Here is an 18,856-nt window from a genome sequence, read left to right on the forward strand (position 1 = left end):
AGTGGTGTCGCTGATCCCCAACTCGCGCGCGACGTGGATGATCGGGCGAGGACCGTCCAACACCATGCGAACGGCCTCTTCCTTGAACTGCTGCGCATATCTTTGCGGCACGTGCTTTCTCTTTCCGGTTCACTACAACCCTACGTGGGTCGCTGTCCGGAAGATCAAGGGCACCTCAGGCCCGTGTCGGGTGCGAAGCTCGGGGGTGTTGCGAGGCGGAGCGAACGGAGCGAACGGAGCCGACGGAGCCGACGGAGTCATCCGGGCAGGGGCGTGGGGCGAACGGAGCGACCCCGGCCGAGCCGTGGCGCGGACGGACCCGGCCGCGGGGCGTACGTGTGTTTGGCTGCGCCCCGTCGGGGCTGCCCGTGCGCTCCGCGGCCGGGGGTGTCAGACGCGGACCGGGGTGCCCGGGAGGGCGTCGAGGCACAGGATGCCGTCCTGGACGACGGGTACGCCGCCGACCAGGACGTGCGCGTATCCGGTGGACGGGCGCGTGCTGTGTTCGTAGGTGGCCTGGTCGGTGACCGTGTCGGGATCGAAGACGATCAGGTCGGCATCGCACCCCGCCTGCACGCGGCCCTTGCGGCGCATCGCGGGCACGCTCTCCTGGAGGATCTGCGCGGGCCCGAAGCTGCTGCGCGCGATCGCGTCCATGAGGGTGAGCGCGCCCTGCTCGCGTACGTAGCGGCGCAGCACCTTCGAGAAGGTGCCCGAGGTGCGCGGGTGGGTCATCGCGCTCGGCGGCAGCGGCCACGCCATCGGGTCGGCCGGCCCGTTCGTCCAGGTCAACGGCATCGCGTCGGAGCCGATCACGCTGCCCGGATTGAGTAGGGCCCGGTCCACGAACGCGCGATCGTGCGGGTCGGTCTCGTCCAGGAAGTGCACGATGGCCAGGCCGCCCGGGTCCTTCGCGCGCAACTCGCGCAGCCGCGCGGCGTCGGCCGGGCGTTCGCCGGTGGGGGCGTAGACGATGTCGCCGGGCGTGATGCCGGCCCAGCCGAGGTGCTCGGGGGCGAGGAAGGCCGCGCCGATGGCCGTCATCCCGGCGCCGTAGGGGTAGACCTCGGTGGAGACCCGCCCGCCTTCGGTGCGCACGGTGTCCATCAGCCGCATCACCCGGTCGGTGTGCCGGAGCGAGGTGGACTGGACGTGGCAGAAGTGTGCATGCACCCCGGTTTCCGCCGCCGCGCGGGCGATTTCCTCGGCGCCGTCGACGAGCGTGTTCTCGTCCTGCTCGACCAGGTTCCGGGCGTGCGTGTACGTCGGGCGGCCTGCGCCGGCGGCCAACTGCGAGACGGCGAGGTACTCCTCGGGCTTGACCCGCGGTGCGTAGCCGACCACGATCCCGATGCCGAGCGCACCGGCGGCGAGGTCCTGGCGCAGCAGTTCGAGCAACTCGTCCACCTGGCGGTCGTCCGCCTCGCGCTGCCACGCCGGTGCACCGAGCTGGCCGAGCGCGACGCCGATGCCTCCGCCGTGCGGAAACCCGCCGACGGCCGTCATCCGGGCCTGGCACCAGGACGCGGAGAAGCCGTAGTTGAGCGGTCGGCCCTCGGCGCCGGCCTGCCGGTAGCCCTCGTCGACCGGCGACAGGCCGGCTTCGAGGTCGAGCGCGGTGGTGACCCCGTCCATGGCCTGGAGGCGGTGGCCGGCCACGTCGTGCGAATGGCTGTGCATGTCGATGAAGCCCGGAGCGACCACCAGCCCGCGCGCGTCCAACGTCCGCAGGCCGGTCAGTGGCTCCCGGGAAACGGCACTGATCGCGCCGGCGGTCACCCCCACATCGGCCACCGCGTCGAACCCGGTTTCGGGGTCGAGCACGCGACCACCTCGCAACACGAGGTCGTGGGTCCCGGACGGCAGAGCGGCTGATTGCGTCATGGGACCACACAGTAGGCACTCGACGCCGGGGCGGATCCGTCCGAGCGACTGAAATCCGGCCCACGTCTTCGTACACACCGACCAGCCGGGCACGGGTTCTACCGCGATAGGGGCGTCGATGAGGGGGCGGGGTGGGGGTGGTGGCGGCGCCGGTGATGGCGGTGGCGGTGGTTGGTGTGCGGGTGCCGCAACACCTCCCCGCTCCAGCCCGTCACCACCGCCACCGCGCCACTTCCGCCGCGCCACCGCCACCGCCACCGGAACCGGCACGGGCACCACAGCCACAACCACCGCCCCACCCGACCCGCCAACATCTCCCCACCCCAGCCCGTCACACCACCGCCGCCCCCGCCGCACCACCGACACCCACACCCCATCCCACCCCAACCGTCGCCACCGCCATCTCCATCACCGGCGCCGGCACCCGCACCCGCGTTCGATGGGGGACGGTTGCGGACGCGGTGACGGTGCCGGTGGTGGCGGTGGCGGTGGTGACGGGCTGGGGTGGGGAGGTGTTGCCGCGTCGGGTGGGGCGGTAGCGGTGGTACCCGTGCCGGTTCCGGGGGCCGTGGCGCGGCGGAGGTGGCGCGGTGGCGGTGGTGGCGATGGGCTGGGTGGGCAGACGTTGGCGCGTCCGGTGGGGCGGTTGCGGCAACGGTGCCAGTTTCGGTCTCGGAGGTGGCGATGGTGACGGATCCGGCATGGATCCCCCGCAGTCGGACGGAGCCTAGGTTGCTCGGCCCGCTCGGCCCGCCCGCTCGGCCCGCTCGGCCCGCTCGGCACCGGGGAGGCGACGGGCTCGGGTGACGCGGTGTTTTCGCGCCCGATGGGCGGTGGCGGCTGTGCGGTTCCGATTCCGGTGGCGGCGATACTGCCGGTGCCGGTGCCGGTGCCGGAGATGGCGGCGGCGGTGACGGGTCCGGTCGTGGCGGCAGCGGCGGTGGCGGTGACTGGTCCGGTGGTACCGGCGATGGCGACGGGCTCGGGTGGGGAGGTGCCGTCCCGTTCGGTGGTGGTTCCGGTAGGGGCAGCAATGCCGGTTTCGGCGATGGCGGTTGCAGTGCTGACGGGCCCGTCGCCGTGCCGGTGCCGGTGCCGGTGCCGGTGGTGCCGGGGGCCGTCGGCCTAGCGGGCCGCGTCCAGTCGGGTGCGTTGGTCGCGGGTCAGGTCCAGGTCCACCGCGGCCAGGTTCTCCTCCAGTTGTTCGACCGAGGAGGCGCCGGCGAGCGGGATGATCGGGAACGACCCGCCCATCTGCCAGGCCAACACCACCTGGTTCACCGTGGCTCCGGTCTCCTGCGCGACCTCGCGCAGAACCGCCAGCCGCGCGGGCGTCCCCGGGTGGTCGTAGTCCGGCGGCAGCGGCTTGTCCGCCCGCCCGTACGCGCCGCCCAGCAGCGGCGAATAGGCGACCAGGGTCAGGTCGGGCTCGGCCCGCAGGTAACTCAGCAGATCGGGACCGGCGTGCCCCAGGCTGCCGTCCTCGAACAGCGCGTCGGGCATGTCGTAGCGCGGCCGCAAGTGGCTGTGCTGATACTGCAATACCTCGTAGCCGGGCAATTCGGCTGCCGCAGCCAGCGCCCTCGCCCGCTCCACCCGCCACATTGCGTGGTTGCTCACACCCAGCAGCCCGACCGTGCCCTCCCGTACCAACTCACCGAAGCCCTCGACGGTTTCGCGCAGCGGTACGGTCCGGTCCTCGATGTGTGCGTAGAGCAGGTCGAGCCGGTCCACCCCCAGACGTTCGCGGCTGCGCTCGGCGGCCTCGCGGATCGCCTTCGCGGACAGGCCCTCGGGGTTGTCGAGGTAGCCGGTGCCCGGCGCCAGCGGGGCTGCGCCCAACTTCGTGGCGATCACGATCTCGTCGCCGACGCCTCGACTGCGCCGCCACCGCCCGAGGAGGGCCTCGCTCTGGCCGCCCACGCCGTCGTCCTCCCAGAAGGCATAGTTGTCGGAGGTGTCGATGAAGGTGCCACCGGCCTCGACGTAGCGGTCCAGCACCGCGAAGGAGGTCTTCTCGTCCGTCCGGGTACCGAAGAGCATCGCGCCGAGAGCGAGCACGCTCACGGTGCGGCGGGTGGCCGGATCGGTGCCTATGATGCGGTACTTCATGGGTCTTCCCTTCCGTTCGGCCCCTCGTGTCGGGCCTGGAACGGGAGTCAACAACCTGGAGCGCGCTCCAGGTCAAGCGCCGAACACGGCGGGCCCCGATGAGCCCGGCCCCTCCCGCGAGGCATCCGGATACGGGCCACGGAGTTGCGCGGGGGCCAGCCGGCATCCGGGGGCCATACGTACGCGGGCCACCCCCTGGACAGGGGCAACCACCACCACCATCGCCATGGTCGCCGCGTGCTCGACGTATGCGGGGCGTCGGCGTCGGCGTCGGCCTCGGCGAGCACGGGGTCGTTGAAGGCCGGGTCGTCGAACGAGGAGTCGTCGAATGCGCGGCCACCGAGCGCCGGGTCGCTGAACGTCGGGTTGTCGAAGCCGGGAAGCGAGTCGGAGTCGAGATCGAGGCCGACCCGCGCGTTGCGTCCAAGGTGCTCGGGCAACCGAGTGCCATATCGCAAGTCCGCCTCGACCGCGTCGAACCCCGTCCACACGTCGCCGTCGACGACGTATCCGGAAGCCATGGCGCGCGATGAAGTCGCTGTGCACCAAAGCCAGTTCGCGCCTTCGACAGCGTCCCCGCCGCCTCCACTCCCACGTTGTGGCGGCAGCTGCCCTCCAGCACGAGCGCCCAACCGCCGTCGCACGCACGCATCGCGACGAGCCGATCGGGCGAGGGCCGCCGTCGTATCGCAAGCCCGGCTCCACCGCCTCGAACCCCACCACGCGTCGCCGTCGCCGTCGCCGTCGCCGTCGTCGCCAGCGCGGCCGGCCGTGGTGTGCGAGGAAGTCGGTGCACGCGGTGGCCAGTTTCGTGCCCGCCGACAGCGCCACCGCCGCATCGATCCTCACGGTTGTGGCGGCAGTCGTCCTCCAACGCCACGCGCCGACCACCGAAGGAGCACGTACCAACCGGGACGAGGTAGTCGGGCGGGGATGTCGCGTCGCAAGTCCGGCTCGACCGCGTCGAACGCCGTCCCCACGTCGCCGTCGACGACGTGACCGAAGCCATGCTGCGCGCAAGGAAGTCGGCGAGCACCGTGGCCGGTTCCGTGCCCACCGACAGCGCCGCCGCGGCGTCCACTTCGAGGCTGTGGCGGCAGTCGACTTCAACGCCACGGTCCAACCGTGAGGGCATACACGCACCGAGACGAGATGGTCGGGCGGAGGTGTCGTATCGCAAGTCCGGCTCGACCGCCTCCAACCCCGCCCCCACGTCGCGGTCGACGACGTGGGCGAAGCCGTGCCGTACGAGGAAGTCCGCGTGCACCCACTTGAGTTCTGTGCACGCCGAACAGTGCCGCCACCGCATCGAGTTCCCGTTGTGGCGGCAGTCGTCCTCCACACCACGGGCGGCCAACCGCCGAAGGCACGCACGTTCCGAGACGAGGCGACGGAGTCGGGGCGGTCGGAACGCACCTCGGGCGTCATCGACTTCGCGGCGTGCGGTCGGCGGCGCCTCGGCGCGGCACCTCGTCGGATCCAGACCTCCCACGAGCGGGATGCGGTAGTAGACCGGGAGTCAGAGCCCTGCGATCCAGTGTTAGGACTCGTGACCGAGACCCACGCGTGAGCATCCCGACCCGTGCTCGGCCCGGAACACGGTTGCGTCGGCGGCGCGTGGGTTCCACTCCCTCCGGCCGGGGCGACAGGCGGCGTGGGCCTCGGTGGGGCGATCGGAGGGTGGGTGGCGGTAGCGGTAGCGGCGGCGCCGGCGAGCGGTGGGAGGTGGGGTGGCGATCGGACCGGGTTCGGTTGTCGGAACCGGTCCGATCGCCTCAACGTTCGATCCCACACGTCTCGATCCCAGAGGGTCTGATCCCGCAGAGCCTGATTCCGTAGAGCCTGATCCCGTCGGGTTCGATCGATCCCACAGGGTTCGATGCCTCATACACACCTCGGCCCACAGGGTTCGTGCCCTCGTAGATCACTTCCGTTCGTCGGCCGTCACGGTTCGAGGGTCAGCGCACTCGGAAACCGTGTTGGTTGCCGAGGCGGGTCAGGGAGGTCTGGCCCGGTATGCCGTTGGCGTCGGTACCGGAGAAGCCCAGACGACGTTGATAGGCCGCGTACGCCCGGATCGTCGCGGTGCCGTAGGACCCGTCGACCAGCCCGGACGCGAGCAATCCCTCGGCCTGAAGCGCCTGTTCGACCAGAAGGACGTCGGTGCGGTGCGCCGCCGCCCCTTGTGCCGCAGGCGGGTCGAGCCGGGCCGAGTCGATCACGTTCACGAGGGCAACCGTGGGCCTGCCGCTGCTCGGTGCGCTGCCGCGCGGGTCGTGCGGATCCGCCGTCGGTGGGCATCCGTCGGGAAAGCGGGGTGCGAGGTAGCCGGTAACCCTCGGGTCGGTGCGGCGGAACGTGTGCGAGTACACGCCGTTGCCCTGGCCCGCGTCGCCGCCGGTCGGGATCGTATTGCCGCCCTTCGTGTACACGTGCACGTCGTCGAAGCGCACCACGATCTCGGTGTGCGCCCCATTGCCGAAGTCGACCCACGCCCCCCAACTCGGATACTCCGACCACTGGCCGCGCACCCGCGCCCAATCGGCAAACGCGGACACGTTGTCCACCTTCGGCACGATACGAGCGAGCCCGACGTCGTTGTACATGCACCAGTCGAAGATGACGCACCACGGCACGCCGTCCTCGCCGAACTCCCGACCCCACGTGGTGTGGTTGTCGTATCCGTTCCGGGCGTCCCAGCCCTCGTACACGCCCTCGGGAACAGCTTGCAGATGTGCGATCAGGTCGTCCCATGTAGCCATGGACGCCCCCCATTTCGCGCCAGGCGGAACGTACACAGGATGGCCGAGGCGAGAGGCCCCGTTCCGATGGACCCACCCGCACCTCGGGCACGCCCCGCAACCGGCACGAAGCGCACACTGACGTCGACCGGGGCATACCCAGTGACCTGCATCGTGTACCACGAGTATATGTTCGACAACTTTAAGTAATCAGATCATAATACGCATCACTCTGCCCAAGCCTCGGTGTGCGTTGGGCCGCCGCAGCTCTGCCAGATGCTCCGAACTCCTGCTCGTGGTGCGGCACTTGCCAAGCTTTCCTGGGTCGCGTCAGCCCTCCGGGTCGGCGAAATCGACATCGAGGCCACGACTCCGTCCGTCCCGGGCGAGGAGCGGCAAATCCCGCTCTGGCGCACTCGGTGCGACCCATCGATCCCGTCGCTCGTCGCTCGGACCGAAAGGGGCGCGGGCACCATCAGTCGCGAGAGCGCGGCGAAGAAGACATCGCAGGCGAAGGACGTTCGCCATCTGTCTCGGACGGAAGGCACTACCGCATAGCTCCGAGCGCGCACTCCCATGGTTTGGTTCCGCAGCGGGCGTACGTCCCGTACCTGGAAGGCTCGGAGGCCGGAGGGGCGACGCACTCGGCGTAGCCGCGGATCCAAGCCTTCGCTCGGGGCGATCGCGCCCTCGTGCGGGACCTTGGGGCGATCGCCTTCCCGAAGTGCCATGCCAAGGTCGCGCGACATCCTCATCGAGGTGGCGAGAGCAGTGCTCTCAAAGTCAGCACCGCCTTGGTGGTGAGCGTCGCACAAAAGCGAGAGCAGTGCTCCGAGTTGTGAGCACCGTATCGCTTTGTGGGCGCCGAAGGCGGCCGGGGCAGTGCTCGGGGATGTTGGGCGGGGTGTTGGTTGTGTGGGCGCGGGAGCGGTGCTCTCAAGTGTGAGCGTTGTTCTGGTGGTGAGCGCCGCATCGAAGGGAGAGCGGTGCTCCGAGTTGTGAGCGCCCGGAAGTTTCGAGAGCAGTGCTCTGGGTTGCGAGTGCGATGTTGGTTTTGTGGGCTCGGTGTGAGCGCGGGAGCGGTGCTCTCGAGTGTAGCGCTGTTCGGGTGGTGAGCGCCGCACCGAAGAGAGAGCGATGCTCCGAGTTGTGGGCGGCGCATCGAGTGGAGAGCGGTGCTCCGGGTGGTGAGTGCTGGACCGAGGGGAGAGCGGTGCTCCGAGTTGTGAGCGCCCGGAAGTTTCGAGAGCAGTGCTCTGGGTTGCGAGTGCGGTGTTGGTTTTGTGGGTTCGGTGTGGGCGCGGGAGCGGTGCTCTCGAGTGTGAGCGTTGTTCTGGTGGTGAGCGCCGCACCAAGGGTGGGCGGTGCTCCGGGTGGTGAGCGCCGCACCGAAGGGAGAGCGGTGCTCCGAGTTGTGGGCGGCGCGCCGAGTGGAGAGCGGTGCTCCGGGTGGTGAGTGCTGGACCGAGGGGAGAGCGGTGCTCCGGGTGGCGAGCGCCCGGAAGTTTCGAGAGCAGTGCCCTGGGTTGCGGGTGGGGTGTTGGATTGTGGGCTCGCTCTGGGGGGCGAGAGCGGTGCTCTCGAGCGTGAGCACTGCGTCGGTGGTGGCGCTACGCCGAAGGGAGAGCGGTGCTCCGTGAGCGCCCGGAAGTCTCGGGAGTCGCTGGTGGTCGGGGCAGTCGGGCCGCAGGCGGGTTCAGCGGTGTATGCCGAGGCCGACGATGACGATCCCCGCCGCCCGGTCGATGGCCTCACCCTCGCCGGGTGTCGCTACGTGGGCGAGGGCGCGGACCAGCATGGACACGTCCTCGACGGTGGCGTCCGGGCGGGCGGCGCCGGCGGCCTGGGCGCGTTCGAGCCCCACCCGCATGCGCCGCGGAAGCTTTGGGCCGCCGCGGTGACCGGCTCGGTCAGTCCGCGGTCGTCGGGCAACAGCTTCAGCAGAGTCGATTTGGTGGGGTCGGTCGACACCAGGATGCGTACCAACGATGCGAACGCCTGTCCGGGGTCGTCCTCGTCCTCGTCCGCGAATCGCCAGGACTCGTTCTCCAGCTTTTCGAGGTATCGCACGGCGGTAGCCTCGATCAGGGTCCTGCTTGGTGGGGAAAAGCCGGAACACGGTGGCGATGCTTACTTGGGCCTGGCGGGCGACCTCCTCCGTGGAGGCGGCCGCGCCCCCGTCCCGAACACGTTCTCGGCGTCGAGCAGGATGCGCTCCCGATTCGCCGCACCGTCTCGACGCATATACGAGCGGCGTGGTTCACGGAACTCGGGGTGGCGCGAGTGCCCGTCCCCGATATCGGCTCGCTACGAGGCGACTTGCACTCTCTCCTGACGCACATCGCCGAGGTGTACGGCTCGGCTCAGACGTACGGCCTGCCCTGCCAGGTGATAGGCGAAGCTTGCCGTGACCCGCTGTTCAGGGACGTCCTGCGAGTGCTGAACGATCGGCGGCAGGCCGTGCTGAAGGCCATTTTCGAGCGCGGCGCGGAGCGCGGCGAAGTGGCGAAGGGTGCGTCGGCCGATCTGGTCGGGAACGTGGTCATCGGCTACTTCGCCGGACTGCTCAGTGCGGACGCGATGTTCCCGGATGCAGCGGGGATCGATCAGTTGGTGCAACTGCTGCTTCAGGGAGGGAGGCGCCCTGGCGGACGCCGGGTGAATTCACCGGTGAGGCTGGTGGCGCGGCCGATGAGTGGTCGGTCGGGCAGGGCAGGGCAGCTTCGGGCAGACCTACACGGCCGACCCGGTCCTGGCGTCGCGCGCGTCGCGGACGTCGCGGAGGGTAAGTACGACGGCCGGTTCGGCGCCGGGTACCGGCAGGGTGCGCGGGGCATGCGGGTGGCGAGCAGGTCCCGATCGGCGTACAGCGTCTGCCCGTCGTCCAGTTCGACGGCCCGGCGTTCGGGGGCCAGGGCCGGCATACGGGTGGCGGGCAGCAGGGTGATTTGCTGCTCGCTGTACGGCTGCCGGGGCGGGAATGCGTTTTCGCCGCCCGCCGTCGCCTTCGACAATGGCGGTCTCTCGTAAGGGAGTTCGCCGCCCCCTCGACTACGGTGGCGCGTCCGGCGAAGCCGTGCCGGCGCGGTGCGAACGCGGCGGCGATGCCGGCCGCGCTCCCTCCGACGATGGTCCGCCAAGGTCCTCAGACGATGGCCCGCCAAAGTCCGACGATGACCACCAAGGTCCGCCGGCAACGGCCTAGCTGCCGGTTGCGCGGGCTGCGGCGCGGCCGGCGAGGCGGCCGCCGAACAGGCAGCCGCCCAGGAAGGTGCCTTCAAGAGCGTTGTAGCCGTGTACGCCGCCGCCACCGAAGCCGGCCACCTCGCCCGCCGCGTACAGGCCCTCGATGGGCCGTCCGTCGAGGCCGAGGGCGCGCGCGTCGAGGTCGGTCTGGATGCCGCCGAGCGTCTTGCGGGTGAGGATGTGCAGCTTGACACCGATCAACGGGCCGGCCGCCGGGTCCAGGATGCGGTGCGGCGCGGCGGCTCGGCCGAGCCGATCGCCCAGGTAGCGGCGGGCGTTGTGGATGCCCTGGATCTGCGCGTCCTTGCCGTACGGGTTGGCGATCTGCAGGTCGCGGGCCTCGATCTGACGGCGGATCAGCGCCGGGGCCAGGAGTGGCTCGGGGGTCGAGCGGTTCATGCCGGCGACGAGTTCGTCCAGGGTGTCGGCGACGACGAAGTCCGCGCCGTGCCGCTTGAAGGCCTCCACGGGAGCCGGTGCGCCCTTGCCGATCAGGCGGGTGCGCAGGAAGCCGACCCGGTCCTTGGCGGTGATGTCGGGGTTCTGTTCGGAACCGGAGAGCGCGAACTCCTTTTCGATGATCCGCTGGGTGAGGATGAACCAGGAGTGGTCGTGACCCGCGAGGTCCTCGGTGGTGCGCAGGTGTCGAAGCGTGGCCAGGGTGTCGTAGCCGGGCAGGCACGGTGCGGGCAGCCGGCGTCCGAGCGCGTCGAACCACATCGAGGACGGGCCGGGCAGGATCCGGATGCCGTGGCCGGGCCAGATCGGGTCCCAGTTGCGCAGGCCCTCGGTGTAGTGCCACATCCGGTCGCGGTTGACCACCCGGACACCGGCCGCGGCGCCGATGTCGAGCATGCGCCCGTCCACGTACGCGGGTACGCCGGTGACCATGTTCGCGGGCGCGGTGCCCAGCCGGGCGGGCCAGTATCGGCGGATCAGGTCGTGGTCGGCGCCGATCCCGCCGGTGGTCAGGACGAGTGCCTGCGCGGTGAGTTCGAAGTCGCGGACCTCGTCCCGGTTGCTCGGCGCGCCCCTGCGGGCGGAGTCCGGGGCCAGGACCCGGCCGCGGATACCGCGGGCGGCGCCGTCCTCGACGATCAACTCGTCCACCCGGTGCCGGTGGTGGAAGGTGAGCAGTCCGTCGGCGGCGGCCCGGCGGGCCGACCGGACGAAGGGCTCCAGCACGCCGGGGCCGGTGCCCCACGCGACGTGGAAGCGGGGTACCGAGTTGCCGTGCCCGTCGGCGCGCAGATTGCCGCGTTCGGCCCAGCCGACCGTGGGCAGGAAGCGCATGCCGTGGCCGGCCAGCCACGAGCGCTTCTCGCCGGCGGCGAACTCGACGTAGGCGCGGGCCCAGCGCACCGCCCACGAGTCCTCGTCGTCGAGCCGGTCGAACCCGGCGCTGCCGCGCCAGTCGCTCCAGGCCAGTTCGAAGGAGTCCTTCACGCCCAGCCGGCGCTGTTCGGGCGAGTCGACCAGGAACAGCCCGCCGAACGACCAGAATGCCTGCCCGCCCAGGTTCGCCGGGCTCTCCTGGTCGACCAGCGCGACCTTGCGCCCCAGCGCGGTGAGTTCGTGGGTGGCCACCAGGCCGGCGAGTCCGGCCCCGACGACGATGACGTCAGCGTCCACTGTGCGTTCTCCCTGGGTCGGGTCGGATGCGGGCGAGCAGGTCACCCGGCGCGCTCGCGCACACGCCGAGATCCACAGGAGGGTACCGGCGCGCGACACACACCGACGGCACCCCCGCGCCGCCGGCACTCGCATCGGCATTCACCCGCGGCACCCGCGCCGCCACTCGCGGCACCCACCCCACCGGCCGCGTCACCTGCGGCGCCCACCCCGCCGCCGGCGCCACTCGCGGTACCCATCCCGCCGCCGGCGCCACCTGCGGCGCCCATCCCGCCGCCGGCGCCACTCGCGGTACCCATCCCGCCGCCGGCGCCACCTGTGGTACCCATCCCGCCGCCGGCGCCACTCGCGGTACCCATCCCACCACCGGCGCCACCTGTGGTACCCATCCCACCGCCGGCGCCACTCGCGGTACCCATCCCACCACCGGCGCCACCTGTGGTACCCATCCCACCGCCGGCGCCACCTGCGGCGCCCATCCCGCCGCCGGCGCCACCTGCGGCGCCCATCCCGCCGCCGGCGTCACTCGCGGTACCCATCCCACCACCGGCGCCACCTGCGGTGCCCATCCCACCGCCGGCGTCACTCGTGGTACCCACCCCGCCGGCGGCGTCACTCGCGGTACCCATCCCACCGCCGGCGTCACCTGCGGTACCCATCCCACCGGCGGCGTCACTGGCGGCGCCCACCCCACCGCCGGCGCGCCACTCGCGGCACGCACCCCACCGGCACCGCCACCCGCGCCACCCACCCCACCGCCGGCGCGCCACCCGCGCACCCACCCCGCCGACCTGCGCGCCTTCGTCGCCGGTGCGTCGCCGTAGGATGCGGCCCGAATCCCGGATCCCGGTCGGAGGATCGGGAACGGGACGGGGGAGACCAGGAGATGACGGTTCGGATCCTGGCCGAGCGCTACGAACTGACCGCACTGCTCGGCCGCGGCGGCATGGGCGAGGTGTGGGCCGCCCGTGATCTGACGATCGACCGTCGGGTCGCGGTCAAACTGCTGCGCACCGGTGCGGACGACGGTGACACCGCACTGTTCCTGCGCGAGGCCCGCACCGCAGGTGGCGTCGACCATCCCGGCATCGTCATCGTCCACGACGTCGGACGGGACGCCGCCGACGGCACGCTCTACCTCGTCATGGAGCACGTCGAAGGCCGGGACCTGGCGCGGGTGTTGCGCGAGGACGGCCCGCCGCCGGTCCCGCTCGCCGCCGACCGGGTGGCACAGGCCGCCGTTGCGCTGCACGCCGCGCACCGGGCCGGCATCGTGCACCGCGATCTCAAGCCCGCCAACCTGATGCTCACCCCCGAAGGCACGGTCAAGGTGCTCGACTTCGGCATCGCTCGCTACGCCGCCGCGACCCGGGAATCGACCCGATTGATCGGTACGCTCGGCTACATGCCGCCCGAGCGCATGCGCGGCACCTCCGGCGACGTCCGCGGCGACCTGTACTCGCTCGGTTGGGTGCTGCACGAACTCCTCACCGGGGAAAAGCCGTTCGGTACGAGTGAGCCGGTGGCGCTGATGTACGCCCACCTGCGCACGGCGCCCGAGCCGCCGAGTCGGCGGCGCCCGGAGGTCCCGGCGGGGCTCGACGCCGTGGTGCTGCGCATGCTGGCCAAGAAACCGGCCGACCGACCGCGCGATGCCGCCGAAGTGGCGCGTCTGCTGCGGCCGTTCGCCGAGGGCACGGACACCGTCGTGCTCGACCGCGGTGCTCGGCCGCAGATCGCTCGCCGCGGCCTGCTCCTCGGCGGCCTCGGCGTCGTGGCCGCCGGGGTGGGCCTGAGCCTGTACAACCGCGGCGCCGGTGTCGGCACCGGGAGCGGGGAATCGGCCCGAGCCGGCAACTCCGGTAAACCGACCACCAATGCCCCGTCCGGACCGCCGGCGGCCACGCCCGAGCGGGTCGGATGGCGATTCGCCGCGCGGGAGGCGATCAACACCACACCCACGATCGTCGCGGGCACCGCGTACATCACGAGCGACGACCGCCACGTGTACGCGGTCGACACCGCCACCGGCAGGCAACGTTGGTCCTTCGAGGCGGACGGCCTGCTGGAGCGGCCACTGGTCGCCGGCGGCCTGGTGCACGTGATCGGTCACCTCGACAAGCTGTACACGCTCGACGCGGCGACCGGCGTCAAGCGCTGGGAGTACCCGACCGGCGAGGTGCTCGGTACCCCCATCGCCACCGGTGGCGTGCTCTATGTCGGCGGTCGCGACAGCGGGTTGGTCTACGCGTTCGACGCCGGCACCGGCAGCAAACAATGGGAGTTCGCCACGAACAACGCGGTGAACGACCCGCTCGCGACCTGGAAGGGCATCGTGGTCGCGGCCGGTTGGGACGGTCGCCTGTACGGCCTCGACGCGCAGACCGGCGCCAAGGTATGGACGTTCGATCCGGGCGGCGGGGGCCCGTGGGCTCCCGTGGTCGCCGACGGGCGGTTGTACTGCACCGGCCGCGCCGTCTCGGGCAAACCCCAGCTGTATGCGATCCACCACCTGACCGGCGAGCCGGAGTGGGCCGCCGACACGACCGGAATCCCGTGGGCCCACGTGGCGTTCGCCGACTACACCGTCTATCACGCGGGTGTCGATCCGGATGTGCCCGAGGTGCTGCGCGCCTTCGACACGTCCACGGGAAAAAGGTCCTGGGAGTATGCGCTCGGGACCAGGACCGTTACCGGACTGACCCCGAACAACCGCATGTTGTACGTCGCTTCCGTGGAGGGCACGATCATCGCGCTGGATGCCCGAACCGGGGCGGAGCGCTGGAGCACGACCCCGGGCGGCCCGGTCCGCGCGCCCCTGGCGGTGTCCGACGGCCTCGTCCACGCCGGCAGCGACGACCGCAATCTGTACGCACTGGACGCCGGCACCGGTGCCGTCCGGTGGACCCGGACCACCACCGGCGCGATCAAGACCGCGCCGGTGGTGGCCGACCGCATGGTGTACGCGGCGACGGCGGACGGCGCGTTGTACGCGCTCGACGCGAAGACGGGTGAGGGTCCGTGAGCGTGTCGACCGCCCCGCGCGGCGGCCCGGTTGTGGGCTCTGGTGGGCGGGATCGGGCCGGGGCCCGGAGTCAGCCGGTCCAGGCGGGTTCGTTCGGCGGCAGGGGCACGTCGGCGACCACGCGGAATCCGCCTTCGGGGCGGTGTCCGGCCTCCAGGGTGCCGCCGTGCAGGGTCACCCGCTCGCGCATGCCCATCAGGCCGTAGCCGCTGCCGGCGATGCCGCTGGGCGCCGCCGAGCCGCCTGCGCCGTCGTCGAGCACCTCCAGCACGACCCGATCGGGCAGATGCCGCACCCGTACGGACGCCCGCGCGGCGCCCGAGTGCTTGCGCGTGTTGGTGAGCGCCTCCTGCACGATCCGGTACAGGGTCAGCCCGGTCGCGGGCGACAACGACCGGCGCTCGCCGATCTCCTCGTACTCGATCGGCAGGCCGGCCGCGCGGGACTCGGTGATCAGCCGGTGGATCTCGGGCATCCCCGGTTGGGGTTCGGAGGGCGCGTCCTCGGGCCCTTCGGTGCTGCGCAGCACGCCCAGCAACTGGCGCATCTCGCTCAGCGCGGTGCGTCCGGACGCCTCCAGCGTGAACAGCGCCTCGCGGGCCGTCTGCGGATCGCGGTCCAGGGTTGCCCGGGCGCCTCCCGACATCAGGTACATCGTGGTGATGTGGTGCGCCACGATGTCGTGCAACTCGCGGGCGATCCGGCGGCGCTCCTCGGTCACCGCCCGATCCGCGCGCAACTGCCGGTTGATGGCCAGTTGCTGCTGCCACTTGGCGGTGCCGACGCCGACGACGATCACCAGGACGGATCCGCCGAGGCCGGAGGCGGCCGCCTCGGCGAACGACTCTCCGGCGCCGGGAACCACCCGCAGCAGCTGAGCCGCCACCGCCAGGCACCCGGCGATGCCGGTTTCCAGAGGTCGGCGGTATCGGGCCACCGTGTACAGCGCGACCATCAGCGCGCAGCCGAAGCTGCGCGTGGCCGCGTCGGTGCACAGCACGAAGGCCGCCTGGGCCAGCACCACGGCGGTCAGCACCTGCATCGGATACCGGCGACGCACGATCAGGACCGCGGCGCCCAGGACCGTCAGCAGGAACCCGAGCACCGTCGTGGTCGCGTCCGCCGAGTCGAACTCGGCGGTCGTGACGAAGGCGAGCGAGTCCATGACGATGGAGGCGAGCACGAGCAGCAGGTCGTTGCGGTACGCGGAATGGTCCACGATCGTGCGCCGCAGCCGGGTGTACGTCCCCGCGCTCGGGCGCAGGGTGATGACCTTGCCGGGTGATGCCGAGGCCGCCGGAGCGTGGTCGGACCCCATTCTCGGGTCTCCTTAGCTGGTGGTCGGTGGTGGGTGGTCGACGGGGCTTGTCGATGGTCGACGCGCGGCGCCGGCCGGCGTGCCGGGTCGGCCGCGCGTTCGGGACGAACCGTTCTCGCGGGAATGGAGTCGCCCTCCATTCCATCGCATCCGGAGAGCGCGCCGGACCACCCCACCGACGATCTCGACCCCGGACTCGAGTCCTGCTTCACGCCCCTGCCTCGGGACCGAGGTACCGGGTGTCGCCTCGTTCGCTGCCGCTGCCGGCCCCCGCCCCGCTGACGCCGCTGCCGACTCGTCCGTGCTCGGGCGCAGGTGGCGTCTCGGGTGTGGCAGGGGCCTCGGGCGGCGGCCATCCGGGGCGGGGGTGTGCATGATCGAGAGTCGGTCGGGAAGTCTGATTATCCGGTTTTGTCCTGATGGTAAGGCCGCCCACGTCCCGCTCGAACCGATCCCGCACGAGGCGTCCTCGGCGCGGACACCGGGCCCGGGGTCGAGGGTGTCGAGCCGCGGGGCATTCGTCAACCGTCGCATCCGGAGGGACACCATGGACACCCGTCGCCGGCTGACCGAGGCATTCGACACCTGGTCCGCGTGGGCCGACGCGCAGGCCGGCGACGGGGATCGCGGCGAGCCGCACCTGGCGGCCCTGGCCGCGCGGCTGCGCGGCGGGCGGCCCTCCCCGCACCCGGCCGGCGTCGAACACCCGGTCGAGCCGCCGCATCGGGCGGCGCTCGTCGGCCGGCTCGCCGCCACGCTGGTGGAGCCCGAGGGGCGGGAGGGCGACGGCGATCCGGGCTCGGACGGGTTGGCGGAGGAGGTCGTCGCCGAGCTCGCGGCGATGTTCGGGCTGCCCACCACCTACGGACACCTCACCTCGGGCGGTGCCATCGCCAACCTGGAGGCCCTGCGGGTGGCCCGTGAGGCCCACCCCGAGGGCGGCATCGCACACGGCGCCGACGGCTTCCCCGCGCACGAACGCATGTGCGACGCGCTGCGCGTGCGGGCCCACTCCGTCCGGATCGACTCGGCCGGCCGGATCGACCTCGACGCCCTCGCGACGCAACTGGCCAAGGAACGTATCGGTACGGTCGTGGTCGGCGCCGGCACCGGCACGCTCGGCGCGGTCGACCCCATCGCCGACATCCTGCCGTTGTGCCGCGAACGCGACGTGCGGGTACACGTGGACGCCACCCACGGCGGGTTCTTCACCCTGCTGGCCGACGCGGACGAACTGCGCGACACCCCCACCGCCCGGCACCTTCGCGCCATCGCCGACTGCGACTCGGTGGCCGTGGACCCGTACCGCCGTGGCCTGCACCCGCATGCGTGCGGCGTGCTGTTGTTCGGCGCCGCCGACGGCCCCGGCGAGGAAACGCGCGTCGACCAGGCCCCTCTCGGCACCACCGCGGCGGCCCTGTGGCTGACCCTGCGCGCCCTGCCGCCGACCCCCGAGGGCCTGGGCGAGGTGCTCGCCGGTCGCCTCCGCAGCACCCGCCGCTGGCGCGACCTGATCGACGGCGAGCCGGAGTTGATGCTGTACCAGGAACCCGAACTGGACATCCTCACCTACCTGGCCCTCACCGGCGAACCCCGCCCCCGCATGTCGTCCGTGGCCGGCTCCAGCCGGCACATCGTGCACGCCGATCCGCCCGGGACCGAACACCCGGTGTACCTGAGCACGCTGCACGTGCGCGTCCTGGACTTCCTGGGCCGACACCCGCGCGCGGTCGCCGACCGCAACGACACCCACATCCTGCGCAGCACCCTGCTCGGCCCGGACTGCGACGCCCACGTCGACCCGGCGCACGACCGAGTCACCGCCCTGGCCGCCGCCGCGCCACGCCGAACCCACACCGCCGCCGACCCGCACACCCGAACCGAAGCGGTCGAACCGGCGGTGTGAGGCCGGATCGGCGACCTCCGGACGCGGGACGTGCGTGAGGGCGGTGCGGCGGTGGTGCGGACGATGCGGGTGTGGCGATGGCCGACGTGTGCTTGCGGGGTGGGGGAGCGCGGTGAATTCGGTCGCTCCGGGGGCTTGCGGCGGGGCACGATACGACCATGAATGGCGATCATTTCCTTGGCCGGGCTAGGGAGTTGTGGGTCGAGGCTGCGGGGGCCGCGGTGGAGTTTCCGGGGACGGGCGAGGTGAACGTGGTGGTCTCGCCCGGTTCGCAGTTGTGTCCGCCCGCCTGGGCGGGGGTCGTGCTGCTCGGCGGGGCCGGGATCGCCACCGCGCCGAACGCACGAGACGCCGAGTTGTTGGCGGACGCGGTCCGAAAGGCGGCCCCGGCGAGCGGGCTCGTGGACGCGGGCGGCCTGTTGGGGGCGTTGCCCGTTGTCGACGTACTGGGGCCGGCCTCGCTCCTCTACCTGGACCGCGCGGCCTTCCTGCCCCACGATGGCGCCGCCGCCGTCGAGGAAGTGGCCCGTGACGGTGCCGAGTTGGCTGCGCTGCTGGATCGGGTCGGCGCGGCGGATGCGGACGAGAGCGGTCTGGCGGACGTCACGTCGCCGGTGTTCGTCGTGCGCGAGGGTGTCCATGTGGTTGCCGCGGCCGGCTATCAGCTCTGGCCCCGGTCCGTGGCGCAGCACGGTGTGCTGGTGGCGCCGGGGAGCCGAGGCCGGGGCCTGGCGCGGACCGTCGCCTCGGCCGCGGTGGCCCATGCCCTGGCCGCGGGCCTGCTTCCGCAGTGGCGAGCACGACCGGAGCCGTCCAAGCGGGTGGCGCTCGCGCTGGGATTTCGGGAAGTGGGCTCGCAGGTGAGTGTTCGGCTCGGTGTCGAGGGGCAGGCAGCGGGCGTTCGTTGACCGACCCTCGGTGCGCTGACGGTGGCCGCCTTCACCCGGTACGCAAGGCCATGGCGGTCCGCACCGGCCCCCGCCGGTTCGCTC

Annotated in this window: 11 protein-coding genes; 4 read left to right on the forward strand and 7 right to left on the reverse strand. The window is 71.8% G+C overall.

Going from position 1 to position 18,856, the window contains the following annotated elements:
• From ACIBM5_RS45755 to ACIBM5_RS45775, 5 genes are all read right to left on the reverse strand, one after another.
• Positions 1-111, reverse strand: a 111-nt coding sequence (locus ACIBM5_RS45755; protein ID WP_396012650.1) for a transposase, incomplete at its 3' end; no start/stop codon positions are given.
• 279 nt (positions 112-390) lie between these two features.
• Positions 391-1,884 carry an amidohydrolase family protein gene (locus ACIBM5_RS45760; RefSeq protein ID WP_391583790.1) on the reverse strand — a complete coding sequence of 498 codons (1,494 nt, stop codon included), beginning with the start codon at positions 1,882-1,884 and terminating at the stop codon, positions 391-393.
• Between the two features lie 1,125 nt (positions 1,885-3,009).
• Positions 3,010-3,996, reverse strand: a complete 987-nt coding sequence (locus ACIBM5_RS45765) for an aldo/keto reductase (RefSeq protein WP_396012634.1) — start codon at positions 3,994-3,996, stop codon at positions 3,010-3,012.
• 1,958 nt (positions 3,997-5,954) lie between these two features.
• Positions 5,955-6,758, reverse strand: coding sequence for a peptidoglycan-binding protein (locus tag ACIBM5_RS45770; protein ID WP_396012635.1), 804 nt, complete (start codon positions 6,756-6,758; stop codon positions 5,955-5,957).
• Positions 6,759-8,433: 1,675 nt separating this feature from the next.
• The gene (locus ACIBM5_RS45775; protein ID WP_396012636.1) at positions 8,434-8,607 is read right to left on the reverse strand and encodes a hypothetical protein; all 174 of its coding nucleotides are present in this window, start codon (positions 8,605-8,607) and stop codon (positions 8,434-8,436) included.
• Positions 8,608-9,020: 413 nt separating this feature from the next.
• Between ACIBM5_RS45775 and ACIBM5_RS45780 the strand changes: the two genes are divergently transcribed.
• Entirely contained in the window at positions 9,021-9,767 is a 747-nt protein-coding gene (locus ACIBM5_RS45780; protein ID WP_396012637.1) for a TetR-like C-terminal domain-containing protein, read from the forward strand.
• A gap of 171 nt (positions 9,768-9,938) precedes the next feature.
• Here ACIBM5_RS45780 and ACIBM5_RS45785 read toward each other — a convergent pair whose 3' ends face one another.
• Positions 9,939-11,615, reverse strand: coding sequence for an FAD-binding dehydrogenase (locus tag ACIBM5_RS45785; protein ID WP_396012638.1), 1,677 nt, complete (start codon positions 11,613-11,615; stop codon positions 9,939-9,941).
• An 886-nt stretch (positions 11,616-12,501) separates the two neighbouring features.
• On the opposite strand from ACIBM5_RS45785, the gene ACIBM5_RS45790 reads away from it, so the two are divergent.
• Complete coding sequence (locus ACIBM5_RS45790) at positions 12,502-14,640, forward strand: PQQ-binding-like beta-propeller repeat protein (RefSeq protein WP_396012639.1); 2,139 nt, start codon at positions 12,502-12,504, stop codon at positions 14,638-14,640.
• Positions 14,641-14,710: 70 nt separating this feature from the next.
• Here the strand turns inward: ACIBM5_RS45790 and ACIBM5_RS45795 are convergent, their stop codons facing one another.
• Positions 14,711-15,958 (reverse strand): sensor histidine kinase, encoded by a 1,248-nt coding sequence (locus ACIBM5_RS45795; RefSeq protein WP_396012640.1) that lies wholly within the window; start codon positions 15,956-15,958, stop codon positions 14,711-14,713.
• Positions 15,959-16,505: 547 nt separating this feature from the next.
• On the opposite strand from ACIBM5_RS45795, the gene ACIBM5_RS45800 reads away from it, so the two are divergent.
• Together ACIBM5_RS45800 and ACIBM5_RS45805 are read left to right on the forward strand one after the other, a co-directional pair.
• Positions 16,506-17,864, forward strand: coding sequence for an aminotransferase class V-fold PLP-dependent enzyme (locus tag ACIBM5_RS45800; RefSeq protein ID WP_396012641.1), 1,359 nt, complete (start codon positions 16,506-16,508; stop codon positions 17,862-17,864).
• A 158-nt stretch (positions 17,865-18,022) separates the two neighbouring features.
• Positions 18,023-18,772, forward strand: coding sequence for a GNAT family N-acetyltransferase (locus ACIBM5_RS45805; RefSeq protein WP_396012642.1), 750 nt, complete (start codon positions 18,023-18,025; stop codon positions 18,770-18,772).
• Positions 18,773-18,856 lie beyond the last annotated feature (84 nt).

It is taken from the genome of Embleya sp. NPDC050493, from assembly GCF_044458105.1.
Lineage (GTDB): Bacteria > Actinomycetota > Actinomycetes > Streptomycetales > Streptomycetaceae > Embleya.